The organism is Heliomicrobium gestii (assembly GCF_009877435.1).
Classification (GTDB): Bacteria; Bacillota; Desulfitobacteriia; order Heliobacteriales; family Heliobacteriaceae; genus Heliomicrobium; species Heliomicrobium gestii.
In genome coordinates this window covers 241,723-262,264 of sequence record NZ_WXEX01000003.1, presented here as the reverse complement: position 1 = coordinate 262,264, position 20,542 = coordinate 241,723, and the positions used below count along the sequence as shown (strand labels likewise).

Annotated in this window: 22 protein-coding genes; all 22 read right to left on the bottom strand. The window is 58.0% G+C overall.

What is annotated here, in order from left to right:
* Positions 1-413: 413 nt before the first annotated feature.
* Positions 414-1,661 (bottom strand): hypothetical protein, encoded by a 1,248-nt coding sequence (locus GTO89_RS05060; protein ID WP_161260973.1) that lies wholly within the window; start codon positions 1,659-1,661, stop codon positions 414-416.
* Entirely contained in the window at positions 1,609-2,070 is a 462-nt protein-coding gene (locus GTO89_RS05055) for a hypothetical protein (RefSeq protein ID WP_161260972.1), read from the bottom strand. Before GTO89_RS05055 ends, GTO89_RS05060 begins: the two co-directional genes overlap by 53 nt.
* A gap of 762 nt (positions 2,071-2,832) precedes the next feature.
* Positions 2,833-3,219: an MIP/aquaporin family protein gene (locus GTO89_RS05050; protein WP_407929484.1), complete on the bottom strand. Its 387-nt coding sequence runs from the start codon at positions 3,217-3,219 to the stop codon at positions 2,833-2,835.
* 222 nt (positions 3,220-3,441) lie between these two features.
* Positions 3,442-3,990, bottom strand: coding sequence for a BMC domain-containing protein (locus GTO89_RS05045; protein WP_161260971.1), 549 nt, complete (start codon positions 3,988-3,990; stop codon positions 3,442-3,444).
* Positions 3,991-4,006: 16 nt separating this feature from the next.
* Positions 4,007-5,344: a 4Fe-4S dicluster domain-containing protein gene (locus GTO89_RS05040; protein ID WP_161260970.1), complete on the bottom strand. Its 1,338-nt coding sequence runs from the start codon at positions 5,342-5,344 to the stop codon at positions 4,007-4,009.
* 137 nt (positions 5,345-5,481) lie between these two features.
* On the bottom strand, positions 5,482-6,924 hold the full coding sequence (locus GTO89_RS05035) for an aldehyde dehydrogenase family protein (RefSeq protein WP_161260969.1): 1,443 nt from the start codon (positions 6,922-6,924) through the stop codon (positions 5,482-5,484).
* Between the two features lie 30 nt (positions 6,925-6,954).
* Positions 6,955-8,061: a cob(I)yrinic acid a,c-diamide adenosyltransferase gene (locus tag GTO89_RS05030; RefSeq protein ID WP_170294378.1), complete on the bottom strand. Its 1,107-nt coding sequence runs from the start codon at positions 8,059-8,061 to the stop codon at positions 6,955-6,957.
* A gap of 108 nt (positions 8,062-8,169) precedes the next feature.
* Positions 8,170-8,460, bottom strand: a complete 291-nt coding sequence (locus tag GTO89_RS05025) for a EutN/CcmL family microcompartment protein (protein WP_161260967.1) — start codon at positions 8,458-8,460, stop codon at positions 8,170-8,172.
* 36 nt (positions 8,461-8,496) lie between these two features.
* Positions 8,497-9,315 (bottom strand): flavoprotein, encoded by an 819-nt coding sequence (locus tag GTO89_RS05020; protein WP_235920235.1) that lies wholly within the window; start codon positions 9,313-9,315, stop codon positions 8,497-8,499.
* Positions 9,316-9,331: 16 nt separating this feature from the next.
* On the bottom strand, positions 9,332-9,988 hold the full coding sequence (locus GTO89_RS05015; protein ID WP_235920234.1) for a phosphate propanoyltransferase: 657 nt from the start codon (positions 9,986-9,988) through the stop codon (positions 9,332-9,334).
* Between the two features lie 41 nt (positions 9,989-10,029).
* The gene (pduA, locus tag GTO89_RS05010; RefSeq protein ID WP_161260965.1) at positions 10,030-10,311 is read right to left on the bottom strand and encodes a propanediol utilization microcompartment protein PduA; all 282 of its coding nucleotides are present in this window, start codon (positions 10,309-10,311) and stop codon (positions 10,030-10,032) included.
* 13 nt (positions 10,312-10,324) lie between these two features.
* Positions 10,325-11,071: a BMC domain-containing protein gene (locus GTO89_RS17785; RefSeq protein ID WP_204758212.1), complete on the bottom strand. Its 747-nt coding sequence runs from the start codon at positions 11,069-11,071 to the stop codon at positions 10,325-10,327.
* Positions 11,047-11,799 (bottom strand): glycerol dehydratase reactivase beta/small subunit family protein, encoded by a 753-nt coding sequence (locus GTO89_RS05000; RefSeq protein ID WP_161260964.1) that lies wholly within the window; start codon positions 11,797-11,799, stop codon positions 11,047-11,049. The genes GTO89_RS17785 and GTO89_RS05000 overlap by 25 nt, the downstream gene beginning before the upstream one ends.
* Positions 11,800-11,806: 7 nt before the next feature.
* Positions 11,807-13,630 carry a diol dehydratase reactivase subunit alpha gene (locus GTO89_RS04995; protein WP_161260963.1) on the bottom strand — a complete coding sequence of 608 codons (1,824 nt, stop codon included), beginning with the start codon at positions 13,628-13,630 and terminating at the stop codon, positions 11,807-11,809.
* Positions 13,631-13,644: 14 nt separating this feature from the next.
* Complete coding sequence (locus tag GTO89_RS04990; protein ID WP_161260962.1) at positions 13,645-14,157, bottom strand: diol dehydratase small subunit; 513 nt, start codon at positions 14,155-14,157, stop codon at positions 13,645-13,647.
* Positions 14,158-14,172: 15 nt separating this feature from the next.
* Entirely contained in the window at positions 14,173-14,817 is a 645-nt protein-coding gene (locus GTO89_RS04985; RefSeq protein ID WP_161260961.1) for a propanediol/glycerol family dehydratase medium subunit, read from the bottom strand.
* Between the two features lie 22 nt (positions 14,818-14,839).
* Positions 14,840-16,510: a propanediol/glycerol family dehydratase large subunit gene (locus GTO89_RS04980; protein ID WP_161260960.1), complete on the bottom strand. Its 1,671-nt coding sequence runs from the start codon at positions 16,508-16,510 to the stop codon at positions 14,840-14,842.
* A 20-nt stretch (positions 16,511-16,530) separates the two neighbouring features.
* The gene (pduB, locus tag GTO89_RS04975) at positions 16,531-17,325 is read right to left on the bottom strand and encodes a propanediol utilization microcompartment protein PduB (protein WP_161260959.1); all 795 of its coding nucleotides are present in this window, start codon (positions 17,323-17,325) and stop codon (positions 16,531-16,533) included.
* A 30-nt stretch (positions 17,326-17,355) separates the two neighbouring features.
* The gene (gene pduA / locus GTO89_RS04970) at positions 17,356-17,631 is read right to left on the bottom strand and encodes a propanediol utilization microcompartment protein PduA (RefSeq protein ID WP_161258605.1); all 276 of its coding nucleotides are present in this window, start codon (positions 17,629-17,631) and stop codon (positions 17,356-17,358) included.
* Positions 17,624-18,169, bottom strand: a complete 546-nt coding sequence (locus GTO89_RS04965) for a EutP/PduV family microcompartment system protein (protein WP_161260958.1) — start codon at positions 18,167-18,169, stop codon at positions 17,624-17,626. The genes pduA (GTO89_RS04970) and GTO89_RS04965 overlap by 8 nt, the downstream gene beginning before the upstream one ends.
* A gap of 11 nt (positions 18,170-18,180) precedes the next feature.
* Positions 18,181-18,501 carry a BMC domain-containing protein gene (locus tag GTO89_RS04960; protein ID WP_161261028.1) on the bottom strand — a complete coding sequence of 107 codons (321 nt, stop codon included), beginning with the start codon at positions 18,499-18,501 and terminating at the stop codon, positions 18,181-18,183.
* A gap of 844 nt (positions 18,502-19,345) precedes the next feature.
* The gene (locus GTO89_RS04955) at positions 19,346-20,521 is read right to left on the bottom strand and encodes a response regulator transcription factor (RefSeq protein WP_161260957.1); all 1,176 of its coding nucleotides are present in this window, start codon (positions 20,519-20,521) and stop codon (positions 19,346-19,348) included.
* Between the last annotated feature and the right edge of the window lie 21 nt (positions 20,522-20,542).

The following is a 20,542-nucleotide window of genomic DNA, read 5'->3' as shown; positions in this document are numbered from 1 at the left end:
GATTCACGCGACCCATTTTCCGAGGACGTCCTTTTCTTCGCGGAATAATACCAGCTTATTTGACGTTTTTTTCGATTGTGACGTTTTATGAGTTGTTTAATAACATATTCATCTGAGAATCTGACATGCTCACTGATTTCTCGATGTGTTTATCCTTCACTTCTCATCTGTAATACTTCTTCAATAATGTGCTGATCAAAGTATTTCCTACTAGTTTTACTTACCACAATGAATGACCCCCTATAGTAGTGTTCAAATTCTACCATAGGGGGTGAATTTCTTTCACTGTCCGATTTCCGGGGTGCGGTTCACTTTGAAAAAAGGTCGCTACGAATGGCTAACTTATAAGTAGCACCTTGTTATTAAACTATTACCATTTTCTCAGTTTATTGACCTGGTAAACTGTATATTACCTAAACAGACTCACTACAAAACTCTTCAGTATGAATATTTAATATTGCACTAATCCATCTCTCTATTGTTTCAACATAAACAAGTTCGTCATCCGTTAAATCTAATTGCCTTGATCCCGTCAATAACCATTCTGCATACTGTTCTTTGCTTAAATATCTAATATTGTGGATTTCTAATCTTTTATTGTGTGCAAAATGAGTGATGAGCCTAGAAACTTGTTCACTAGTATTGCCTTCTAAAGCTAAAATAGCATCTTTAGGGTTATGAGATATTTCAGAATAACAAATAGGACAATTACAAATTGCTGTCAAATATTCTTGGCGATTGAATGCCTGACGAGCAACTATTGCAGCCGCATCAATTGTACGAATTCTTTGCCGAATATTTGGAAGGTAGAAGTAGTGAGCTGGTCCTCCGCCTTCAGAAACCCCGTTTTTCATCATTTGATAATGGATACCATGTGTTATTGAATTTATACCGGAGTACATCATTAAGATTTGAGCTATTCCCGCGTAATGTGCCAAAACATGTTTTGACTCAGATAATTTTAAGTAGAAGTCCTTAAGGTTTTCTAACTCAATATCATCTGCTGTTGCTTCATCAAAGTTATCAATCCAAACTGCGACTCCTAGACAATGAGAAACATTAAAAGATTCGGCAATATTATTCAATCTAACTGGGTTAGATAATAATTCTCTTGCAAGGTAGATTGTTGCTACCACCGGTAAACCCGTCTTATTAATTTTATTCATCGTATTAACAATTTGAATGTGAAACATTGTTTTTTTGGAAATTTCAACGTTATCAATCATTGCATAGGGACACATTATAGCTAGTGGCAATAAAGGATTTCCATCCTGTCCTTTTAAACTTGTCTGTATTTCTAGATTTGCTTGACAAAACTCAATAATAGATGAGCCGTCGAAATTAGTTAATGAAGCTTTACGTTGACCAAAAGAATTCTTTATTTCCTCCGGCATCATTAAGGACATTTCTTTAAGCCAAAGACGGGGTTTTTTATTTTTAAGATGCCTCTTAGCCGGGAAAAAGTACCTATATGTTTCAGGGTCAAATAAAAAAGGTTTTTTGTATTTTTGTAAATAGGCAGCAATGCTTGTGCCCATTTTGCACACGAATGGTTGGCTAATCATAAAAGCATCAACATAATCCAAGGCGTTTTCAGCAGAAGTTAATTCATTGGATGCGGCCACACGGATAAATTGTCTTGGTAAGATTGTTTTGTTCATCTAGAACTAACTCACTCCCAGATTCTAATTTCCCAATGACCTCTCTTTTTACGTTTTGTGATAAAATTGTACTTTGTTGTGGCTCAAGAACTTCAATAACTTCCTGACTAACAGATAAAATACCTACCCCAAGTTTTTTGAATAGGTCTATGTTGTCTAGGGCACGATGGACGTATTTTTCTGGCATTCCGATATAAACATAGTCAGCAACTAATGGATATACCTTTGCCTGTTGGTACGCCTTTTTCCAGTTAGTCAGTTTTAACTCAATGGCTATCGTTTCAAAAGTATTCTCATTAATGAGATATACGTCAATCCACCTTGAACTCAGCTTTACTTCAGCATATGCCCGATAACCACGGTCAGAAAAGCTCTTTACCACTGGTGCGATTAAATCGATTTCTTTCACTGCACTCCCGCCATTCAAAAACATGCAGGACAGTAGAGGATATTAGGATATCATGTTTATTCTATCCTCATTAGACAAATCCTGCCTAAGTAATAGTATGAGACAAAATTTAAAAATATACCATTTTTTGGTTGTCTTTTTTAATCAACGTATATAGTCTACTCCGGACAGAGTCGTGCCACAATACCCTATTTTTAGTCATTGTAAGCCCTAGACTATGAAACTCTTGTAGTGCTCTGACCACTACTGTTCCCCAATAATATAAACAATAATATACCTACCTACGCTGGCTTTCCTTATCCGTTCGGTCAATGGTCGGCTGTTTTCCTACTGCAACACACGCAAAAAAATCCAAGGGCTACTCATCCTAGACCTCAACTTAATCATCTGAATTTAACCAGTAGTCGTTATACCATTTGTAACCGCTCTACCGTAGCCACTGCCCACACTCCCAACAACCCAATAAAGTCAATGGTTGGGGGCGACAGGATTCGAACCTGTGGCCCTTCGTCCCGAACCAAGCGCCCTACTAAGTTGACAGAATAATAAATGGACAACATTAGCCTTAGCGTATATTTTCACATTGTCAATATTACTCCGTTGAAGCCCAATTTATATTTTCCCTGTTACCTCTTTTTTCACTTGTTTTTAAAGTAGCTAAACAACACAAATCTAGCGCCGTAAACTAGAACGGCGCCAGATTGAATAAAATGAAAACGTTTGGCTCTTCGCTAACCAATGGTTCTTTTTTTATCCAATTTCCTACTTGAGAATCCCAGCAGCCAGCGCAATATAGTACGCGTAAACACCACCGATGAAGGGGCCTTCCCTGGGAATCCAAGCATAACCCCAATCAGATCCGCCTTTGCCGGCAATGGGCAGGATAGCGTGGGCAATGCGGGGTCCCAAGTCACGGGCGGGGTTGGCGTAGCCGGTGGGGCCGCCGAGGCTCAGGCCGATGCCCCAGATCAGGATGCCAACCATGTAGGGGACCTTGCCGGCGGGGACGGCGACGGCTTTGGAGGTCAGGGCGAACACGGGGACGATGAGCATGATGGTGGCGATGATCTCACAGAGCAGGTTGGCCGGGGTGTTGCGGACAGCGGGGGCGGTGCAGAAGATGCCCAGTTTGGCGCCTTTGTCTTCCACCAGTTCCCAGTTGGACAGGAAGGCCAGCCAGACGATTACGCTTCATTAAGATGACGTAGCGTGAAACAGGATAGAAGTAAGGTAGAAACTCGGGGGAACTCGTCCGGCTTCTTCAAAACCTTATTGCGATAGAAGTAGCCGGCCCTTATCGGTAAGCCGAACCGTTCTGCCTAAGAAACTGCTCGTCTCGGAAAATAATCCTCTTAGAAAATACTACTCGCCTTAGAAAATGCTCGTCTGCAACCCTTTGTGCGGCGCCGGGATGACGATCTGATCGACCAGGAATCCGCTGTCAGCGATGATGTGGCTGCCGGCCTTGATGGCGGCGGTGACAGCGCCCACATCGCCGGTGAGCGATACGATGGCTTTGCCGCCCAGGCCGCGGGCCAGGCGGATCTCGATCAGTTCGACGGCGGCGGCTTTGACGGCCTGGTCGGCGGCGACGATGGCCGATGCGACCGAATAGGTCTCAATGACGCCGAGCGCCCGGATCTGCTTGACTTCGGTGCAGCCCGTTAACGCCGGAAAGATGGTCCGATGGACGTTGGGCAGGACAAAGTCGTTGACCACATGGTCTTTTCCAATCGCCTGGCCGCTGCGGACGGCGCTCTGGACGGCCCCGACATCGCCGCTGACGAGGATGACGTACTTGCCCGGGCAGAGGGGCTGGGCCAGGAGCAGTTCCACGTTGCCCGACTTGAGCATGGTGTCGGCGACGAGGATGCCCTGGGTCACATTTTCAATCTCCAACATGCCGATGGCGTTTTTCATTGCTTCCCCTCCCCTCTCAGGCTTCCGCCCGGATCGTGACGCCGTTTTCCGTCGAGACGACGACGCCGTCGATGCTGGCGTGGATGTTGGCGCTCACCGCTGCCCCTTCGGGCATGGCAGCGACAAGTTGCCCCGCCGTCACCTTATCGCCGGCGCTCACGGCGACGACAGCCGGCGCGCCGATGTGCTGCCGCAGGGGCAGTCGCACCTCGTCCGCCGCCAGGAGTTCATTCACCAGCGGCGCGGGGATGTCGTACTCGTACAGGCCCAGCCGGGAGACGAGGCGTTTGATGGGGATGCGCCGGTTGTTGCGGTGTGAGCCCGCCCGGAGCGGTTTGTTGTGGTGGGGGTTTTTGATGCCGGCGGCGCTCATCTGCCGCTTCAGTTCGGCGTTGACGCGGCGCGGTGACAATCCCATGGTGCAGCCGAAGCTGTCACAAGCGCCGCATTCGGAACAGAGAAAGACGCTGGTCAACATGGTGGAGGCGCTGCCGGAAAGGCCGTTGCCGACGGCCTGCATGATCCGGTGCGGCTCCAGGCCGTGACCGAGCAGGTGGCGAGGGCAACTGTCGGTGCAGGCGCGACAGGCGCAGCAAACCGATTTGGACCGGTTGAGGGCCGCCTGCCAGGGCAACTGGCGACTCACGATCAACGGGTGGTCCTGCGGCAGGACGAGGATGCCGCCCGTCGTTTTCGTGACGACGGCGTCCTTCTCGATCAGGCGTCCCATCATGGGACCGCCGTCGATGAGGGCGTAATCGTCGATCTTTGCGCCGCCGGCGGCTTCCACGAGGCGGCTCACGGAGATGCCAACGGGGACTTTCAGGGTCACCGGCTTGTGGACGGCGCCGGAGACGGTGACGTATTTTTCCGTGACGGGAACGCCATCCATGGCCCGGGTGACGTTGAGCAGCGTCTCCACATTGATGACGACGACGCCCACCTGCAAGGGGATGCCGCCTTCCGGCACGATCCGCCCGGTCACCTCATAGACCATGACCTGCTCGTCGCCGGCCGGGTAAAAATCTGGCATGAAGAAGAGCTCGATCCGCCCCGGCGCATGGACGGCGATGGACTTTTCCAGGGCCTCCGTGGCGGCGGCGTACTTCTTTTTGAGGGCGATGTAGCTCTTCGTTGCCCCGGTGGCCAGCATCACGGCGATCATGCCGAGGACGACTTTGTCGCTCTCGACGGCCATGATCTGCTGGTGGGCGCGCAGCAGCGGCTCACATTCGGCGCCGTTGGCGATGATCAGCTCCGCTTTCGCGTTTATTTTCACATGCGTGGGAAAACCGGCCCCGCCGGCCCCCACCACGCCAGCAGCCTTCACCGCATCGACGATTTTTTCAATCATCGGTTTCAATCACCCGCTTTTTAAGGGGGCGAGTTGCCCCGCCCCCATCAATCCCGATTCTTCGATCCTGTCTAGCGAAGCATATTTAGGCTGTAAAAGCCAAGGCCATGGGCCTAGCGTTCTGAGGGGTCGCGTGGTTAGACGATCTTGAAGCCTTCCACGAGGACACAGCGACGCTGGCGGGTGAAGGTCCGGGCGGAGGTGAGGCCTTCCCCGGTCGGACCGGCGATGGTGAAGGTGGTGTGGCCTTCGCCGCCGACGCCGATCCCGGCGTAAGAAGGGCCGTTTTTGACGAAGATGGTCGTCTGGATGGCGCGGGCGAGACGGGTCAGGTTGTCCACGTTTTTCGAGTGCATGATGGCCGTGTGACGGTTGCCATGTTCGACCTTGACGGCCAGTTCAATTGCGGCGTCAATGTTTTTCACCTGGACGATGGGCAGGATCGGCATCATCAGTTCTTCGATGACGAAGGGATGGTCCTCTTCCACCTCGCAGATGACTGCGCGGATGCTGTCGGGCACGTCGATGCCGATGGCCTTCAAGATGAGCTGGGCATCCTTGCCGACCCAGGACTTGTTGATGCCGTAGCTCTTTTTCGGCTTGACGGTGCAGCCGGGAGCGATGAGCTCTTCCTTCTCCGTCATGACCACTTTGAGCAGGGCGTCGATCTCCGATCCTTTGATCAGGTAGGCCCCGTTGCGGCGCATGTGGGCGATCAGTTCATCGGCGACCGAGCCGACGACGATGACCTCTTTTTCGGCGATGCAGGGCAGGTTGTTGTCAAAGGAGCAGCCGGCGATGATGTCGCGGGCGGCCTTGGGGATGTCGGCTGTCTCGTCGACGACAGCCGGCGGGTTGCCGGCGCCGGCGCCGATGGCTTTTTTGCCGGAGGAGAGGACGGCTTTGACGACGCCCGGTCCGCCGGTGGCGACGAGCAGGTTGATGGCGGGGTGTTTCATCATCTCGTTGGCCGCCTCGATGGACGGTTCAGCGACCATGGTCAGCAGGTTGCAGGGGCCGCCCGCCTCGATGATGGCGTTGTTCAGGATCTCCAAGGTCCGGTAGGAGGTCTTTTTCGCCGTCGGGTGGGGGCTGAAGAGAACGGCGTTGCCGGCGGCGATCATGCCGATGCCGTTGCAGATGATGGTCTCGGAGGGGTTGGTCGTCGGCGCGATGGCGCCGATGACGCCGTAGGCGCCCATCTCCACCAGGGTCAGGCCGTCATCTCCGGTCCAGGCGGTGGTCGTCAGATCTTCCGTGCCGGGCGTCTTTTTGGCGACCAGCTGGTTTTTCAGGATCTTGTCGCTCACCCGTCCCATGCCCGTTTCGGAGACGGCCAGACGGGCCAGTTCCTCGGCGTGGGCAAAGGCGACGTTGCGCATGGCCGCGATCAGTTCTTCCCGTTGGGCCACCGACAGGGTCTGCAGTTGCAGGTAGGCCCGTCGAGCCGCTTTGACGGCTTCATCGACGGTGGGAAACACGCCGGGGATCTGGGGCGCCACGGCTTTGGTTTCCACCCCTTGCAGGTTGGCCAGCACCTCGGCGACGATCTTGCCGACGATCTCTTGGTTGATGTTCATTGGTCATTCACTCCCTGTTTCACGGCGTACTCAAGCGTCCAATCCGGCTTGCGCGACGGCGATGTCCTGTTCGACAGAACCGCCGCTCACCCCGATGGCGCCGATGATCACGCCGTCGTCAGCGATGGGGATGCCGCCGCCGAAGACGACCAGCCGGCCGCCGTCAACGGTGTTCAACCCATAAAGCGCCCGGTAGGGCTGGGCCAAGGCCGCCGCTGCTTCGGTGGACATCTTCAAGGCCATCGCTGTGTAAGCCTTGTCCCGGGAGATGGCGATACTGGCCAGCAGGGCCCCATCCATCCGGTGTTGGGCCACCAGGTTTCCTCCGCCATCGACGACGGTGATCACCATGGGTACACCGATTTCGGCGGCTTTCGCTTCGGCGGCTTCAATCATCGCTTTGGCGCGACCGAGCAGCGTCGAAGCAGCCGGTTTTTTTGTCGACGTTGCGGTGTCGGCAGCCGCATCGTTGGCCGCAGGATGCTCCGGGGTCGACGGTTGCTCCGTCGCCGGCTCAAGAATCGGCTGCTCAAAAAACGACCGCTCTTCGGGAGAAAGCCCAGCCGCCGAATTCTCGGTCAAAATGCGCTTCACCTTGGCGGTCACTTGGGCGATCATCTCTTCCTGATCCACGAACCGGGCCAGCACGAAGAGCAGGTCGGACAGGCGGTTCAGGTAGACCATGACAGGCGGATGGACTTCAGCAAACTTGGACAGCTTTACTGCGGCCCGTTCGGCCCGGCGGACGATGGTTCGCGCCAGGTCGATGGCGGCGCCGGCGGACGAAGCGCCCGGGATGACAAACCCCTTTTGGGGGATTCGGGCGGCCTCGAGGCTGTCGATCGACTGTTCCAGCGCCCGGGCGTGATCCTCCGTCAGGCGGTAGCGCAGGGGCCGCTTGGCCTCTTCGCCGAGTTCGGTGGCCAGGTCGGCGTTGACGTCGAAGAGTTCCGCCTGGATGCGGTGGATGATCGACAGGGCTTTTTCGTTTTTGGTCAGCGATTTGGCGAGACCCAGGGCGGCGCTCGCTTCGTCCAGCGTCCCGTAGACCTCGACGCGGGCGTGATCTTTGGGAACCCGCTGGCCGCTAAAGAGGCTGGTGACGCCCCGATCGCCTGTTTTGGTGTAGACTTTCATCACATATTACCCCTTGCCGGCCATTCGGTGGTGTTGCGGGGCTTGGCGCTCCCGGCCCACCCGACCCGCCGCGACGGGGCGAATCGGGCCGGCCGTTTGCAGAGCCGGTCAATCGGCGTCGTGGAGCAACCGTTCGTCAAGTTCGACGCTGTCGATGATCCCGACGATGGCGGCGTCGACGGCGCTGTTTTTATTGGACAAAATCAGCCGTGCCGATGTCCCTTGCAGGACCAGCACCCGTTCGCCGTTTCCGGCGCCTACGGTGTCGACGGCCACGATCAAACCGATCTTGTTGGCCGAACTGTTGGACATGGGCTTGACGATCAGCAGCTTGCTGCCGACAAGGCTCTCATCCTTGCTGGTGGAGACGACGTTTCCGACAACCGTTCCGATCCACATGGAAGATCGCTCCCCTCCTCGGGCTCACCGATTTTTTTAGGTGTTCGCCCGGATAATTTCTACGCCGTAATCCCGGGCTGTGTCGCGAGCCAGAGGGGTGATCAGATCTCCCGGGGCGACGGAGTAGACCCGCCCGCCCGATAGAGCGACGGCTTTGATTTTTTCTGCGTCGACAAGGTTCCGTTTCGCCGGAGAGGCGGCGCGCGGCGCGGCTTCTTCCCCGGCGGTCGCTTTCGAGCGTTCCAGCGCGCGCCGGGCTTCCCGGCCCAGGTTCCGCACATCGGTCAGGTTGACGCCGAAGTCGCGCACTTTGCGCAGGTTTTCCTGAAAGGCGCGCACCAGGACGATGGGGGCTTTGTCCATCGCTAGGCCGGCTCGCCAGCTGTCGCGAGGGTCGGCGGCGTTTTCGGCGGCGACGACCGGCTTACCCAGCATGAGCGACTGCATGATCAGCGTTGTCGGCAACGTGTCAGACAAGGTATGGGCGAGCTTGGCCATGGTGTTCTGTGTCAGCACCGGCACGATGACCAGGTCGGCCTGCCGGAGCGCTTTCCCTGGATAGGGCGATTCCGGCGTCAGCACCGTCACGGCGTCACCCAGGTGCTTGCGCACCCGTTCGGCGGTGACGATCTTTTCGGCGGCCCGGGAGAGGACGACCGTCAGGTTGCAGTCATCTTCCTGCAGTTCCTTCAAGGCCGCCAGCCCCTCCTCCATGCCGATGGTGCCGCCGGTGAAGATCGCCATCACAGAAGACCGGGGCGGCGCGGGAGCGTTGTCAGCGGTTGTTTCGTCCGAGGTCTGGTGGATGCGCCGCATCACTTCCGCCATCACGCGGCGCACCAGTTCTTCATCCATCAACGCCCGCCTCCTTTCACTCCTGTCGATAGAGGTAGACGGCGTCGTTGTTTTTCAGGCCTGCGGCGTTGGCTTCATCGACGTCCAGGTGCATTTCGAGGCGGAACTTGGGATGCACCCGGATCAGCACGTTTTTGAAGATGACGCCGCGCGGTCCGAAGGTCTCGATGTTGACCCGATCCTGATCATGGAGGCGGAAGGCGTCCGCCTCGGCCGGGCTCATGTGGATGTGCCGGGCCGCGACGATCACGCCATCTCGGAGCATGAGGACGCCACAGGGACCGGCGATGGAAATCCCCGGCGATCCCTGGGTCTGACCGGAATCGCGGATCGGGGCCTTAATGCCGAGGGAAAAGCTGTCGGTGAGGGAGATCTCTACCTGCGTCTTGCCACGCAAAGGGCCGAGGACGCGGACGCCGCGCAATACCCCTTTGGGACCGATGAGGGTCACCGTCTCTTCGGCGGCAAACTCGCCTTCCTGTTTGAGATCCTTGATTTTTGTCAAGGGATGGCCTTCACCGAAGAGGATGGCGGCGTCCGCCGTGGAGAGGTGGAGATGGCGGTTGGAGACACCGACAGGAATCCCTTTGGGAGGCGCTTCCCCATTGGGGAAGCGCTCCTGCAGGGCGAGAACCACCTGGGTGATGATCTGTTCCATCAGTTTGGAGTCCAACGGTTTCACCTACTTCTGCCCTGCGTCCGAAGACGTCAGGATCAGGCGTCGAATTTGGGAATTATTTTTTCCACGTCCATATGGGGGCGGGGAATGACATGGACGGCGACCAGTTCGCCGACTTTTTGGGCCGCAACGGCGCCGGAATCGACAGCCGCTTTGACAGCGCCGACGTCGCCGCGGACGAAGACGGTGACCAGGCCGGAACCGATTTTTTCATAACCGATCAGATTGACGTTGGCGGCTTTCACCATGGCGTCAGCCGCTTCGACAGCGCCGACGAGACCTTTGGTTTCCACCATGCCCAGAGCTTCTCCTCGCATCGGTCATACCTCCTTAGGCTTTGTGGTGCATGCAGGTGCTGCGGGGCTCCCCTTTTTTCCGGGGACAGCGGGGATCGCCGCAGAGATTGCAAGTGTATCTGGAATGAGGGCCGACTTCCTCTTCCGAAACCGGTTCACTCACCGGTTCGGCTGTCGCTTCTGTCGCCGCTTCCATCTCCGGGGCTGTTTCCGGAGCAGTTTTGGGGGCGGTCTCTGACTCGGATACCGGTTCTGCATCAGGTTCAGATACCGATTCTACAGTCTCTTCTACCGCCTCATCTGCCACCGGTTCTGTCACTGGTTCTGTCATTGGTTCTGCGACCGGCTCTGTCACAGGTTCCGCTATCGCTTCTTCCGCCGCTTCTGGAGCAGGCGCCGGTGCGGGCTCAGGTTCGGCGTCCGTCTCGCTTTTGGTCGACGAGTCCGACGCAGGCGGGGTTTCGGATACAACCTTCGATCCGGACGCCTTCGTGGAGACTGTATCCCGGTTGAGAATGACGCCCTTGATTTCACTGTGGGGGCGGGCGATGACATGGGTGGAAACCACTTTGTTGACCTTGCGGGCCGCTTCCGCGCCGGCTGCGACGGCCGCCTTGATGGCGCCCACATCGCCGGTCAGCTTGATCAGCACCATGCCGCCGCCTTTGGTCAGTTCATAACCGAGCAATTCGATGTTCGCCGCTTTGACGGCTGTGTCTGCAGCCTCGATCGCTGCAGCCATGCCGACGGCTTCAATCAACCCCAGGGCATTTTGGACCACGGGTTCACCCCCTTCGCCTCGCCTTGATTCGTTGCCTTGCCTTGCATGGGTCCTTGCTCCGCCAGGATCTTGGCGACGATCCGGGCGATCACTTGGTCGAGTGGTTCTTCAGCGCCCGGTGGCATAGCGTCCATTGTTGAATCTGCGATATCACGGAGGCTCGCTTCCGCTCGACCTGCCGCTCCTGTCGCTCCTGTTGCCCCTGTTGCGGCGTTCTTCCCGCTCCGGCTCGCCGGTTCATCGTCCGTCTCCAGCTTGAAGGCCGTCCCTTTGACCAGCCGCGCCGCGTTGTAGCCCAAGCGTCGCCAGTCGGCCGGTCTTGCTGTCTCATCGAGCACGAACAGGGGACGGTTTTCGGGAAGGCGGCGGTGGTGGATGCACATCCCCTGACCGCCGATGACGCTGATGCCGACGCCCAGTTGGGAGGTCTGGGCGGCCTGGTAGGCGATCTGTTCAAGTGCGCCCGCCGTTATAACCTGAGCGGCTGCGGGGATGCCTTCCTCTTCCAGTCCGGCGTGCAGTTCCCGCAGCTTCTGCGGACAACCGTCATGGGGCGCGTAGAAGATGAGGACCGATGGTTTTGCCGGCGCGCGCTCCGCAGCCATTGCGGCGGCAGCGGGGAGGTTCTTGGCAACATTCGTTGTCGCAACATTTGTAGTCACTTGGACTGCATTTACCGTCGCTCCGGACGCGCTTGTCGCCGCTTGGACGGCATTTGCCGTGGACATCGGCCACTCACCTCCCGTCGCCGGTATCGGTGAGCACCAGGCCGGTGGCGACAGCGTTGCGCGGGCCTTCGGTCCCGCGGATGTTGCCGCGGCCGCAGACGATGCCGTATTCGGCCAGGGCGTCGGCGACCATGTCGGCGACCTCGAAGTCAAGGGCCGAACCGCCGACCATGACGACGAACTCGATGTGACGGACGTTGCCGGTGGGGGCCACCCGGGCCAGGGCGCGCAAGGCGTTGGTGACAAAGACCTTTTTCTTGGCTTCCCGGCGCACGTGGCGGATCTTTTCCAGCGAGTGGGTCGTCGGGATGGGAACCATGCCGCCCTCCTTCAAGATGACGACCCGGGCGAAGACCTGGGGCGGCAGGTGATTTTCATAGAAACGCACCGTGCCGTCTTCCAGCCGGACATGGTAGAGGCTCTCTACCTTGGCCAGGGAGTGCTTCTTGATGTCCTCGGCCAGGTCAATGTCATTGAGGCCCAGTTCCGAGTTGATCAGCATGGTGACCATATCCCCTGCCCCCGCCAGGTGGATGGAGTGGGTCTTGCCGTCGCGGGTGGCGATGGCTGCGTCGGTGGAACCGCCGCCCATATCCAAGATGGCCAGGGGCTTGTCTGTGCCCGGTGTCGTCAACGCCCCGAGGACGGCCATGTTGGCCTCCACGCCGGCGATGACGACCGGGATGCCTAGCTGCGCCATCAGTTGATCGGCGATCTGCTGCATCGGCAGGCGGCTCGTCTTGACCATCGCCGCCAGGGCGACGGCGTTTTCCAAGGCGAACTCGCCGGCCAAGCCGCCGCGCACCTCTTGGGGGATGAAGGTGTCGACGCTGAGCAGGTCCTGGATGTTCATCTGGTTGAGGGGCTGGCCCGTCAGGTCGCTCATGACCTGGCGAACCCGTTCCAGCATGCCGCCGGCGTTGGTGCCCGGCTCCCCTTTGACATCGACGACCGGCTGGACCCGTTCCACCGCCTGCATGATCTTGGTTGAGCCGGCGTCGACGTCGATCTCTTCGCGGTTGCGCTGGCCGAAGATGGTGATCGCACCGGCGGGGATGGTGCGGGCCTTCACATCGCCCTGGGGCGTCCGGACGACGACGGCGGAGCGGTTGCCGATCAGCGCCCGGGCGATGGGAACGACCATTTTCGTCTCTTCCGGCGTCAGGTGGAAGACGGTGGCGATGCCGTAGGGGTTGGAGAGGGTCTGGATCGTGTTCCCCGGCTCGGTCACTTCCACAGCGGCCAACATGCCCAGGGGCACCTTGTCGATGAGGGTGACTTCGTCGACGATGGGAATCGTTTTTTCGAGCCGGTTGGCGATCAGGACCGCGTCATCCTGGCAGGCGATGGCCCCTTCGATGAGAACACCGCGGTCAAAAGCCCAGTTGAGGGACTGGGCGGCATCGGCAAAGTCGATGCCGGCGGGGATGACAACAATCACCTTTTCCCCGGAGAGAACCTGATCGAGTTCGCCGAAGGCCACCGTCTTGCCGACACCGAGGCCGAGCCCGCCTGGGGTGCCCGGGTTGTGACCGATCATGGTCGACTCGGTGATGATCGTTTCGGTGATCGTCTCCATGGCCAAGTCGCCGATGACGGGGGTGGCTTCGTTGAACCGGATCTGCTTCAGATCGTGCATGTCCACACCGGCGCGTTTGAGGGCGTCGGCGAGGGCCATGCGGATGCCGGGGATGTTGGCAGTCGTTCCCTTGATGCCTGTCGTTTTGACGATGCCGCTGCTCAGAAAGTGCATCACTCCCCGGTCATCGACCCGGGCGATGCAAACCTCAGTGGTGGAGTTGCCGATATCGACGCCCGCCACGATGGCCATGAGCGTTCACTTCCCTACTCCGCTTTGAGGCGGTTCCGGCGCTCATACACCTCAGCGGCTTCCCGCACAAAAGCGGCATTGATTTTGGCGGCGAACTTGTTGTCCAGTTCGTCGGCGATGGCCAACAGTTCGGCTTTCGTGGAGCGGTACGGGCGCATGGCGTTGTAGATCTCGAGGATGCGCGCGTCAGGGATGGCCGTCAGTTCAGCAGCCCGGCGCAGGTTGGCGGCAAACTGGACGCGGCCGACGCCTTCGGCGATCTCCGCTTGCATCCGCAGGGTTTCCGGGGTGATGCGCACATCATCGGCGGAAACGGTGCCGCTGAGGACGTTGTCCAGGGTGATGTCGCTGAGTTTCTTGCCGGTGGGCGATTTGAGCAGTTCCGGTCGCTTCGTGGCCAGTGGGTAGTCGGCTTTCGGATCGAGCTTGCTGCAAGCCTGTGCGGGAGCAGCGGCAGGCGCGGCGGGCGCCTGGGTCACCGATGCCAGCACCTGGCGGACCAGTTCTTCGAGCATTTTTTCATTCATTCCCGTCACCACCTTCTAGAACTGTACTTCGAGTTCAACCGGCTTGGCGCCGGGAACGACGTGTTCCGTTTCCTTGATGTGCAGCACGGCCGCTTTGGCCTGGAACTTGGGCCGAGCCATTTGGTCGTTCTTTGTGGGAACCGGCGTCGGCGACTCGCCTTTGGCGTACTTGGCGGCGTTGCGGCCGATGGCCCGGTAGGCCGGCAGGTCGATCAGGGGCGATTGGGGGAACAGTTCCAGGTTGCTGAGGGGCGGCAGGTCTTTCTGGTGAATGACCGTGGTGCCCCGGGACTGGATCCCGATGGCGATGCCGGAGCCGCTGATCTTGGTGCCATCATGGGCGACAAAGGCCACGTCAGAGGAGCGGGTGACGCGGATGACCCGGGCGCGCATCCCTTCTTCTTCGATGCCGGCGATGATTTCGCGGAGGACATCGCTGTGGGGAATGTTGACGATGGTCTTGTTCTGATATTTCGCAAAAGCCGGGGCCAGGGCGACGACGACTTCGTCGCTCTTCGCGCCCGGGCGGGCTTCGCCTTTTTCCGTGATGGTCATCGGCCGGCCGGTGACGACCGTCTTGGGCGCAGCGGCAGCGGGAGCTTCCATGCCTTGCAGGACTTGCAGTACGATCTCACGGAGCACTTGCTCGTTCAGTTGCATCCTTGTTCCACCTCTCTCCCGATCAAACGTCAAAGTCAGACGGCTTGATGGCCTGGCTGATGTTCTGAATCTCGTCCCAACGTTCCTTGCTTATGCGATAGCCCGTGCCGGGGCCGGCGTAGTCGTTGCAGCAGTTGACGGCGCTGACGACGTTGAAGTCCTTGTCCAGGATGGACGAGGTGTGCAGGTAGTCGCCGGAGATGCGCTGCTTGAGCATGTTGAGGACGTTCTGGGCGATGTCGGCAAAGCCGTTTTTCGCCAGGGCTTTGACAATGTCGATGCCGGTGATGCCGCGATTCATCATCTCTTCAGCGGCTTTCAGGTCTTCGACGACGTTCCGGGGTGGCATGTCCTTGCTGCCATGGGCGTAAGTGGCCGCTTCCACTTCCTCGTCGGTGATGGCCGGGAAGCCCAGTTCGCGGAAGACGACCTGGAGGGCTTTGGCCGCTTTGTTCCGGACGGCGATGACTTCCGCTTCCGAAACGGGGCGCAGGCCGCCGTCGACCTTCAGGTCGCGCTGGATGATGTTGAAATCGTCGAAGTCTTCGGCGTCCACGTTGGAACCGGCGAACATGTTGTCATAGTTCGGCGTGGCGCTGTAGCCGGAGGTGATGAAGTCGGTGCCCGGCAGCATCTGCATGAGCAGGCGGGCGGTCCGGCGCATGTCGGAGTGGGAGAAGGTCTGGTCGTTGCCGGAGGCGACTTCCAGGTCCAGCATGGTGGTGCAGAGGTTCTCGGCGAGAACGGCGCGGATGCCCGAGGGAACAGCGCCCGGGACGCCGATGCAGGAGATGGAGCCGTTTTGCAGGCCCTGAACGCCGGCGCCCTTGGTGATGAGGATGCAGCGGATCTCCAGGTAGAGCATGGACTTGCCTTCGGCGTAGCCCATCTGCACTTCCGAGCCGGTGCCGGAGGTGAAGCGCATCTTCAGGCCCCGGGAGGCGTAGGCGGAAGCCAGGAAGCCTTTGGACCAGGGGGTGTCGTCGCCGTCGACGAAGACGTTTTCCGTGCCGTAGACGGAGATGGTTTCGGCGTAAGCGGTGATGCCGCGCATGCCCAGGAGCAGTTCTGTCGCTTCTTCCAGAGCGCACTGGATCAGAACGCCGCCTCGGCCGACTTGACCGCCGACCTGCAGGGAGAGGGCGTTGAAAGGGGCGTAGCGGACAACGCCGACGGTGGTTTCCATCTCGTCAAATCCGCGCAGGGCCGCTTCGGCGGCTTCGGCGGCGATTTGCACGGGGTTGTCTTGGAGGTTGGTGACGTGACACTGGTTGGAGGGGATCTTGCGGGCGCGCATCTTCTGAACGGCCATCATCATTTCGACGACGTTCATCTTGTCGAAGACGTCGACCAGTTTGGCCGGCGTGAGACCGCGGGCCACTTTGACAACCTCGTCGCGAGAGACGTTGATGTCGACGAGCATCTTGGCGATGGCCAGGCTGTCCATGGCCATGGCTTTTTCGGCGATATTCGCATCAATCGCGTAGTCAGCGATGAATTGATCGATGAAGTCGAATTCTTCCCGTTTTTTGCCGTCCAGTTCGACGACTTTCCCATTCACCACTTTGATGCTGGGTACGGGGTCATTGGGGCTGCCCATGGCGATGAGACCCACTTCCGGCCACTCGACCACAAATCCGTCCTGGTTGACGGGGCGGGCTGCCAGGGCTTCGAAGCGCTTGGAGCGTTTCACTCGCTATCCCTCCCTATTGTTTAGATGTAGGGCGTCGTCGCGGAAGGGGCCGGGCCGGCCATGGCTTCGATGAGCTTCAACCCAATTTCCTTAGCGGCGAGCACAGATTGACGAACGGCGCCGGAGTCGCCGGTGATCTGCAGGATGACTTCGTTAGAGTGGCTGGTGCCGGCGGCGGGGCTGGCGTAGCCGACGATCTCCACGTTGGCCGTTTTGACCGCCGTATCGGCCATAATGACACCGATGGCAGCGGGGGCGCCGACGATCAGGCCGAAGGCTTTGCCCAGGGGAGCGCCGAAGGCCTTGTTGATGGCGTAGCTGGCGCGGGCGGTGTACTGCATCTCCAGGTGGCCGGCGTCATTGCCGTAGACGTCGCCGAAGGTGCGATCCAATTCCTTCAGGGCCACTTCAATGGCGCGGCGGGCGTCAGAGACTTCCTCGGCGCCGAAGAGGATCAGGCTGCCATGGCCGGCGCCGCCTTTGGTGTCGCGAGCCAGTTCGATGGCGACGATTTCCGTATTGGTGGCCTTGACGGCTTCATCGGCGGCCATGATGTGGGGGCCAGCGCCGGTGCGGGCGCCCAGGATGCCGATGGAACGATACTTGGGATCGAGTTTCATGTAAGAGTGCAGGATGGGATCGACATTGGCGATGACCAGGCCGATTGTGTCACCGATAGCGGTGCCGACGAACTCGGTGATGCCGGGGTTTCTGAGAACGGCTTTGGGAGCTTCTGCTTTGGGCGCTTCCGGGGCTGCCGCTTCCATGCGCTTTTTGATCTCTTCCATGACCTTGTCCATCAACTGCTCATGCACGATCAAAACACCTCCGTGTTTTCTTCATGATTACTTCAATTTCGGAAGAATTTTTTCCACATCCATATGCGGACGCGGAATGACGTGGACCGACAGGACTTCGCCGACCTTGGCGGCCGCGCAAGCGCCCGCGTCGGTGGCGGCCTTGATGGCGCCCACATCGCCGCGGACCATTACCGTAACGAGACCGGAGCCGATCTTTTCGTAACCAACGAGAATGACGTTGGCCGCTTTGACCATCGCGTCAGCCGCTTCAATCGCGCCGACGAGGCCTTTTGTTTCGACCAAACCCAATGCTTCACCCATGGTTGCACCCCCTTTCGGCGAGGAATGTATGCAATTCCGCCAGGCCTTCGCCGGTGCGGGCGGAAACAAAGAACATCGACTCTTTGATTCCAGCCTGTTTCAGGCGGGCCGCCGCTGTCTGCTGGTCTGCCTCCGGTCGGTCGATCTTGGTGACCACACCGATGACAGGACAGGCGAACATGCCGGCGAAGCCGGGGGGAATGGATACGCTGCGTTTCGTGCCATCATGGACGAGGAGAATCATGGCCGCATCGGCGGCGGTCACCTGGAGCGCCGCGTAAAATCGGGGAGACTGGATGTACTCGCCCGGCGTGTCGATCATGCTATCGTGGTAGAGGATCATCTGGGTCTTGGCGGCTTTTCCGGCGGAGCGTTCTTCGGCAAGTTTCTCGGTGGGTTTCTCGGTGGGTTTCTCGACGGGTTCCTGGCTGAGTTCCTCGGTGCGTCCCTCGCCGACTCCATCGGCAAGCCGCTGCAAGGCTTGGATCAGGGTTGTTTTCCCGGCGCCTACGGTGCCGATGAGCATGACGCGCTTCATGGCCGCGCCCATCAGGAGCGGGTCAGGTCGGCGGCAGAAAAGGCCAATTGATTGCAGAGCATGGTCGTCACCTGCTGGAGGGCGGCTTCCACGGCCGAGACGTTTCCGCTGATGACCAGAGAGCCGGTAAACCGGTCGAGAAATCCGATTTCCACAGCGGCCGTCTTGGTGGCCACATCGGCGGCAATGATGGCGGCTTCGCTCGGGGTGATCGTCAGGATGCCAATGGCTGAACAGGTCTCCAAGCCCAGGCGCTCGCAGAGGTCTTTTTTGGGGTTCGCGATCAGGTGGGCCAGGGTCACCTGTTTGCCGGGGACGTACTCCTGAATCATCCTCGGTTTTTCCTGAATCTTCTCCAAATTCAGCACCGCCTTCTGCTTTCGGTCACGGGGTTCATGGTTTGTGTCCTTGAATCGCGAATGTTACAAGTCACCTGTGGCTTTGTATCACCTGAGGCTTGAAACCGCCACTCATCGCACTTGTGCCCGCAGTTTCAATCCACGCTAAATATATTGGCGTAATGGCCTTCTTTTCCTATGAGGGTTCTTGCGCTCCTAGTGGACATTCTTGTTCCCGCAAGCGCATGAAATTGACGGATATAACGAATCATTGGACTTTTCGGACAAGTCATAGAACTTTTCTGATAAAATGGGGTTCTTTTGCGCTGTGCAATGGAAGAGGGCAACCAAAAAACCAATGATGAACTCAAGACCTACATTCCAAATTTAAATAGAGAGAGGCGCACACGTATCAACAATGGTAATACGCGCACGCCTCTCTAGGCGCCTCTTTCTATCATGATGCAACAGTGCCAGTGACTTCGAAGCAATTCAAGATCCGTTACTGTCAGATCCGGCAAGGCGATTGTTTGGGATAGTTTTGTTTCACCGTTATCTCCAAACCAGATGGACCAGAGTTCAACCTTGTCTTCCGTACTGATATTATTCTGTATGTACTCATGCAATTGATTCAGGCATTTAGGATGAAATCGCCCACCAAGCCAGTAGACGTATGCTTTCTTTATATAGCGCTCCAGGCCGTAGGGCGGGAGTCCTGCTTGTATCCATTAAAAAAAGAAAAAAGAGGATATGCGCCCATCCTTTGACACATCATCCTCTTCTGATTATAAACACTGCGCCGTCGCCTTGGCAACGGTTGCTTGTCTGAACTCTGCTCCTATTTCGAGATCGCTTGAGTAAAGTTCCCCCGCCGCATCTCCTTGCGGTAGCGGTTCGGCGTCATGCCCGTCTCCTTGCGAAAGACGCGACAGAAGTAGCTCGAGTCCTGGTACCCCACCTGTCCCGCGATCTGGATCAGGTTGTTGTCCGTGTCGGTCAGCAGCTTTTTGGCTCGCTCCATTCTGGCGTTCGTCAAAAAGTCGACGAAGTTGCACCCTTTTTCCGTCTTGAAGATGCGGCTGAAGTAGTAGGGGCTGAGGTGAGCCGAGCGGGCCACCTCTTCCAACGAGAGGTTGCGCTGGCAGTTGGCGGTGATGTACTCGCAGGCGCGGTTGATCAGGCGGCGGTTGGCGCTGGAACGGTTGTCGACCATGCTGTCAAAGAGGCTCTCCAGGGTTCGTTCGGTCCAGGCGCGACAGTCCTCTTTCGTGCGACAGGCCAGCAAGCCCTCAATCCGCTCTCGATCCGACAGTGAAAGACGGTTCAGTTGGGCGCCCCCTTCCATGGCGGAACGGGACAGGAGGATCAGCAGTTCAACGAGGTAGGTTTTGACCGTTTCCAAGCTGTCCCAGCGCTGCAGGGCTTCGTCGAGAAGGGCCTGTAATCCCGCCTGGGCTTCGCGTCGCTCGCCACAGCGGATTTTTTCCAGGAGTGACCGCTCCATGGAAACAAGGACACCGGAGGGAGTGATATGCACCGATTCGGCGAAAAGATTCAACCGCAACAACGGCGCGGCGTTTTGCGCCTGCAGCTTGGCCTGATGGCGCAACCGCTCTGCCTCAGCGCGTTTTTCCCCTTCTTCCCTCACCTGGTCGGCGGCTGTAGCCAAGACCCGCACCAGTTCGGCCGGCCGGACCGGTTTGAGCAGGTAGTTGAACGCGCCCCACTGGACCGCTTCCCTGGCGTATTGGAATTCGTCAAAGGCCGTGAGGATGATGATCCGGCAGTCCGGCAAAAAACCGCGCAGGCGCTTCATCACCTCGATGCCGTTGAGGCCGGGCATGCGGATATCGAGCAGCACCACATCGGGCCGCACCGTTTCGGCCAAGGCGACGGCGTCATCACCCGACGCAGCCTCGCCCACCACTTCCATCGCAAGATCTTCCCGCTTGATGATCTGGCGAATGGCTTGCCGTTCCAAGGATTCATCGTCGACAACCAACAAGGTGCACATGGCTCCCTCTCCTTCCTGGCA

Bases quoted from the DNA above. Each gene is read 5' to 3' on its own strand.
- GTO89_RS05060 (WP_161260973.1), bottom strand. From the start codon at position 1,661: ATGAACAAAACAATCTTACCAAGACAATTTATCCGTGTGGCCGCATCC.
- GTO89_RS05045 (WP_161260971.1), bottom strand. From the start codon at position 3,990: ATGAAAAACGCCATCGGCATGTTGGAGATTGAAAATGTGACCCAGGGC.
- GTO89_RS05040 (WP_161260970.1), bottom strand. From the start codon at position 5,344: ATGATTGAAAAAATCGTCGATGCGGTGAAGGCTGCTGGCGTGGTGGGG.
- GTO89_RS05035 (WP_161260969.1), bottom strand. From the start codon at position 6,924: ATGAACATCAACCAAGAGATCGTCGGCAAGATCGTCGCCGAGGTGCTG.
- GTO89_RS05030 (WP_170294378.1), bottom strand. From the start codon at position 8,061: ATGAAAGTCTACACCAAAACAGGCGATCGGGGCGTCACCAGCCTCTTT.
- GTO89_RS05025 (WP_161260967.1), bottom strand. From the start codon at position 8,460: ATGTGGATCGGAACGGTTGTCGGAAACGTCGTCTCCACCAGCAAGGAT.
- GTO89_RS05020 (WP_235920235.1), bottom strand. From the start codon at position 9,315: ATGGATGAAGAACTGGTGCGCCGCGTGATGGCGGAAGTGATGCGGCGC.
- pduA (WP_161260965.1), bottom strand. From the start codon at position 10,311: ATGCGAGGAGAAGCTCTGGGCATGGTGGAAACCAAAGGTCTCGTCGGC.
- GTO89_RS05000 (WP_161260964.1), bottom strand. From the start codon at position 11,799: ATGTCCACGGCAAATGCCGTCCAAGCGGCGACAAGCGCGTCCGGAGCG.
- GTO89_RS04995 (WP_161260963.1), bottom strand. From the start codon at position 13,630: ATGGCCATCGTGGCGGGCGTCGATATCGGCAACTCCACCACTGAGGTT.
- GTO89_RS04990 (WP_161260962.1), bottom strand. From the start codon at position 14,157: ATGAATGAAAAAATGCTCGAAGAACTGGTCCGCCAGGTGCTGGCATCG.
- GTO89_RS04985 (WP_161260961.1), bottom strand. From the start codon at position 14,817: ATGCAACTGAACGAGCAAGTGCTCCGTGAGATCGTACTGCAAGTCCTG.
- pduA (WP_161258605.1), bottom strand. From the start codon at position 17,631: ATGGGTGAAGCATTGGGTTTGGTCGAAACAAAAGGCCTCGTCGGCGCG.
- GTO89_RS04965 (WP_161260958.1), bottom strand. From the start codon at position 18,169: ATGAAGCGCGTCATGCTCATCGGCACCGTAGGCGCCGGGAAAACAACC.
- GTO89_RS04960 (WP_161261028.1), bottom strand. From the start codon at position 18,501: ATGATTCAGGAGTACGTCCCCGGCAAACAGGTGACCCTGGCCCACCTG.
- GTO89_RS04955 (WP_161260957.1), bottom strand. From the start codon at position 20,521: ATGTGCACCTTGTTGGTTGTCGACGATGAATCCTTGGAACGGCAAGCC.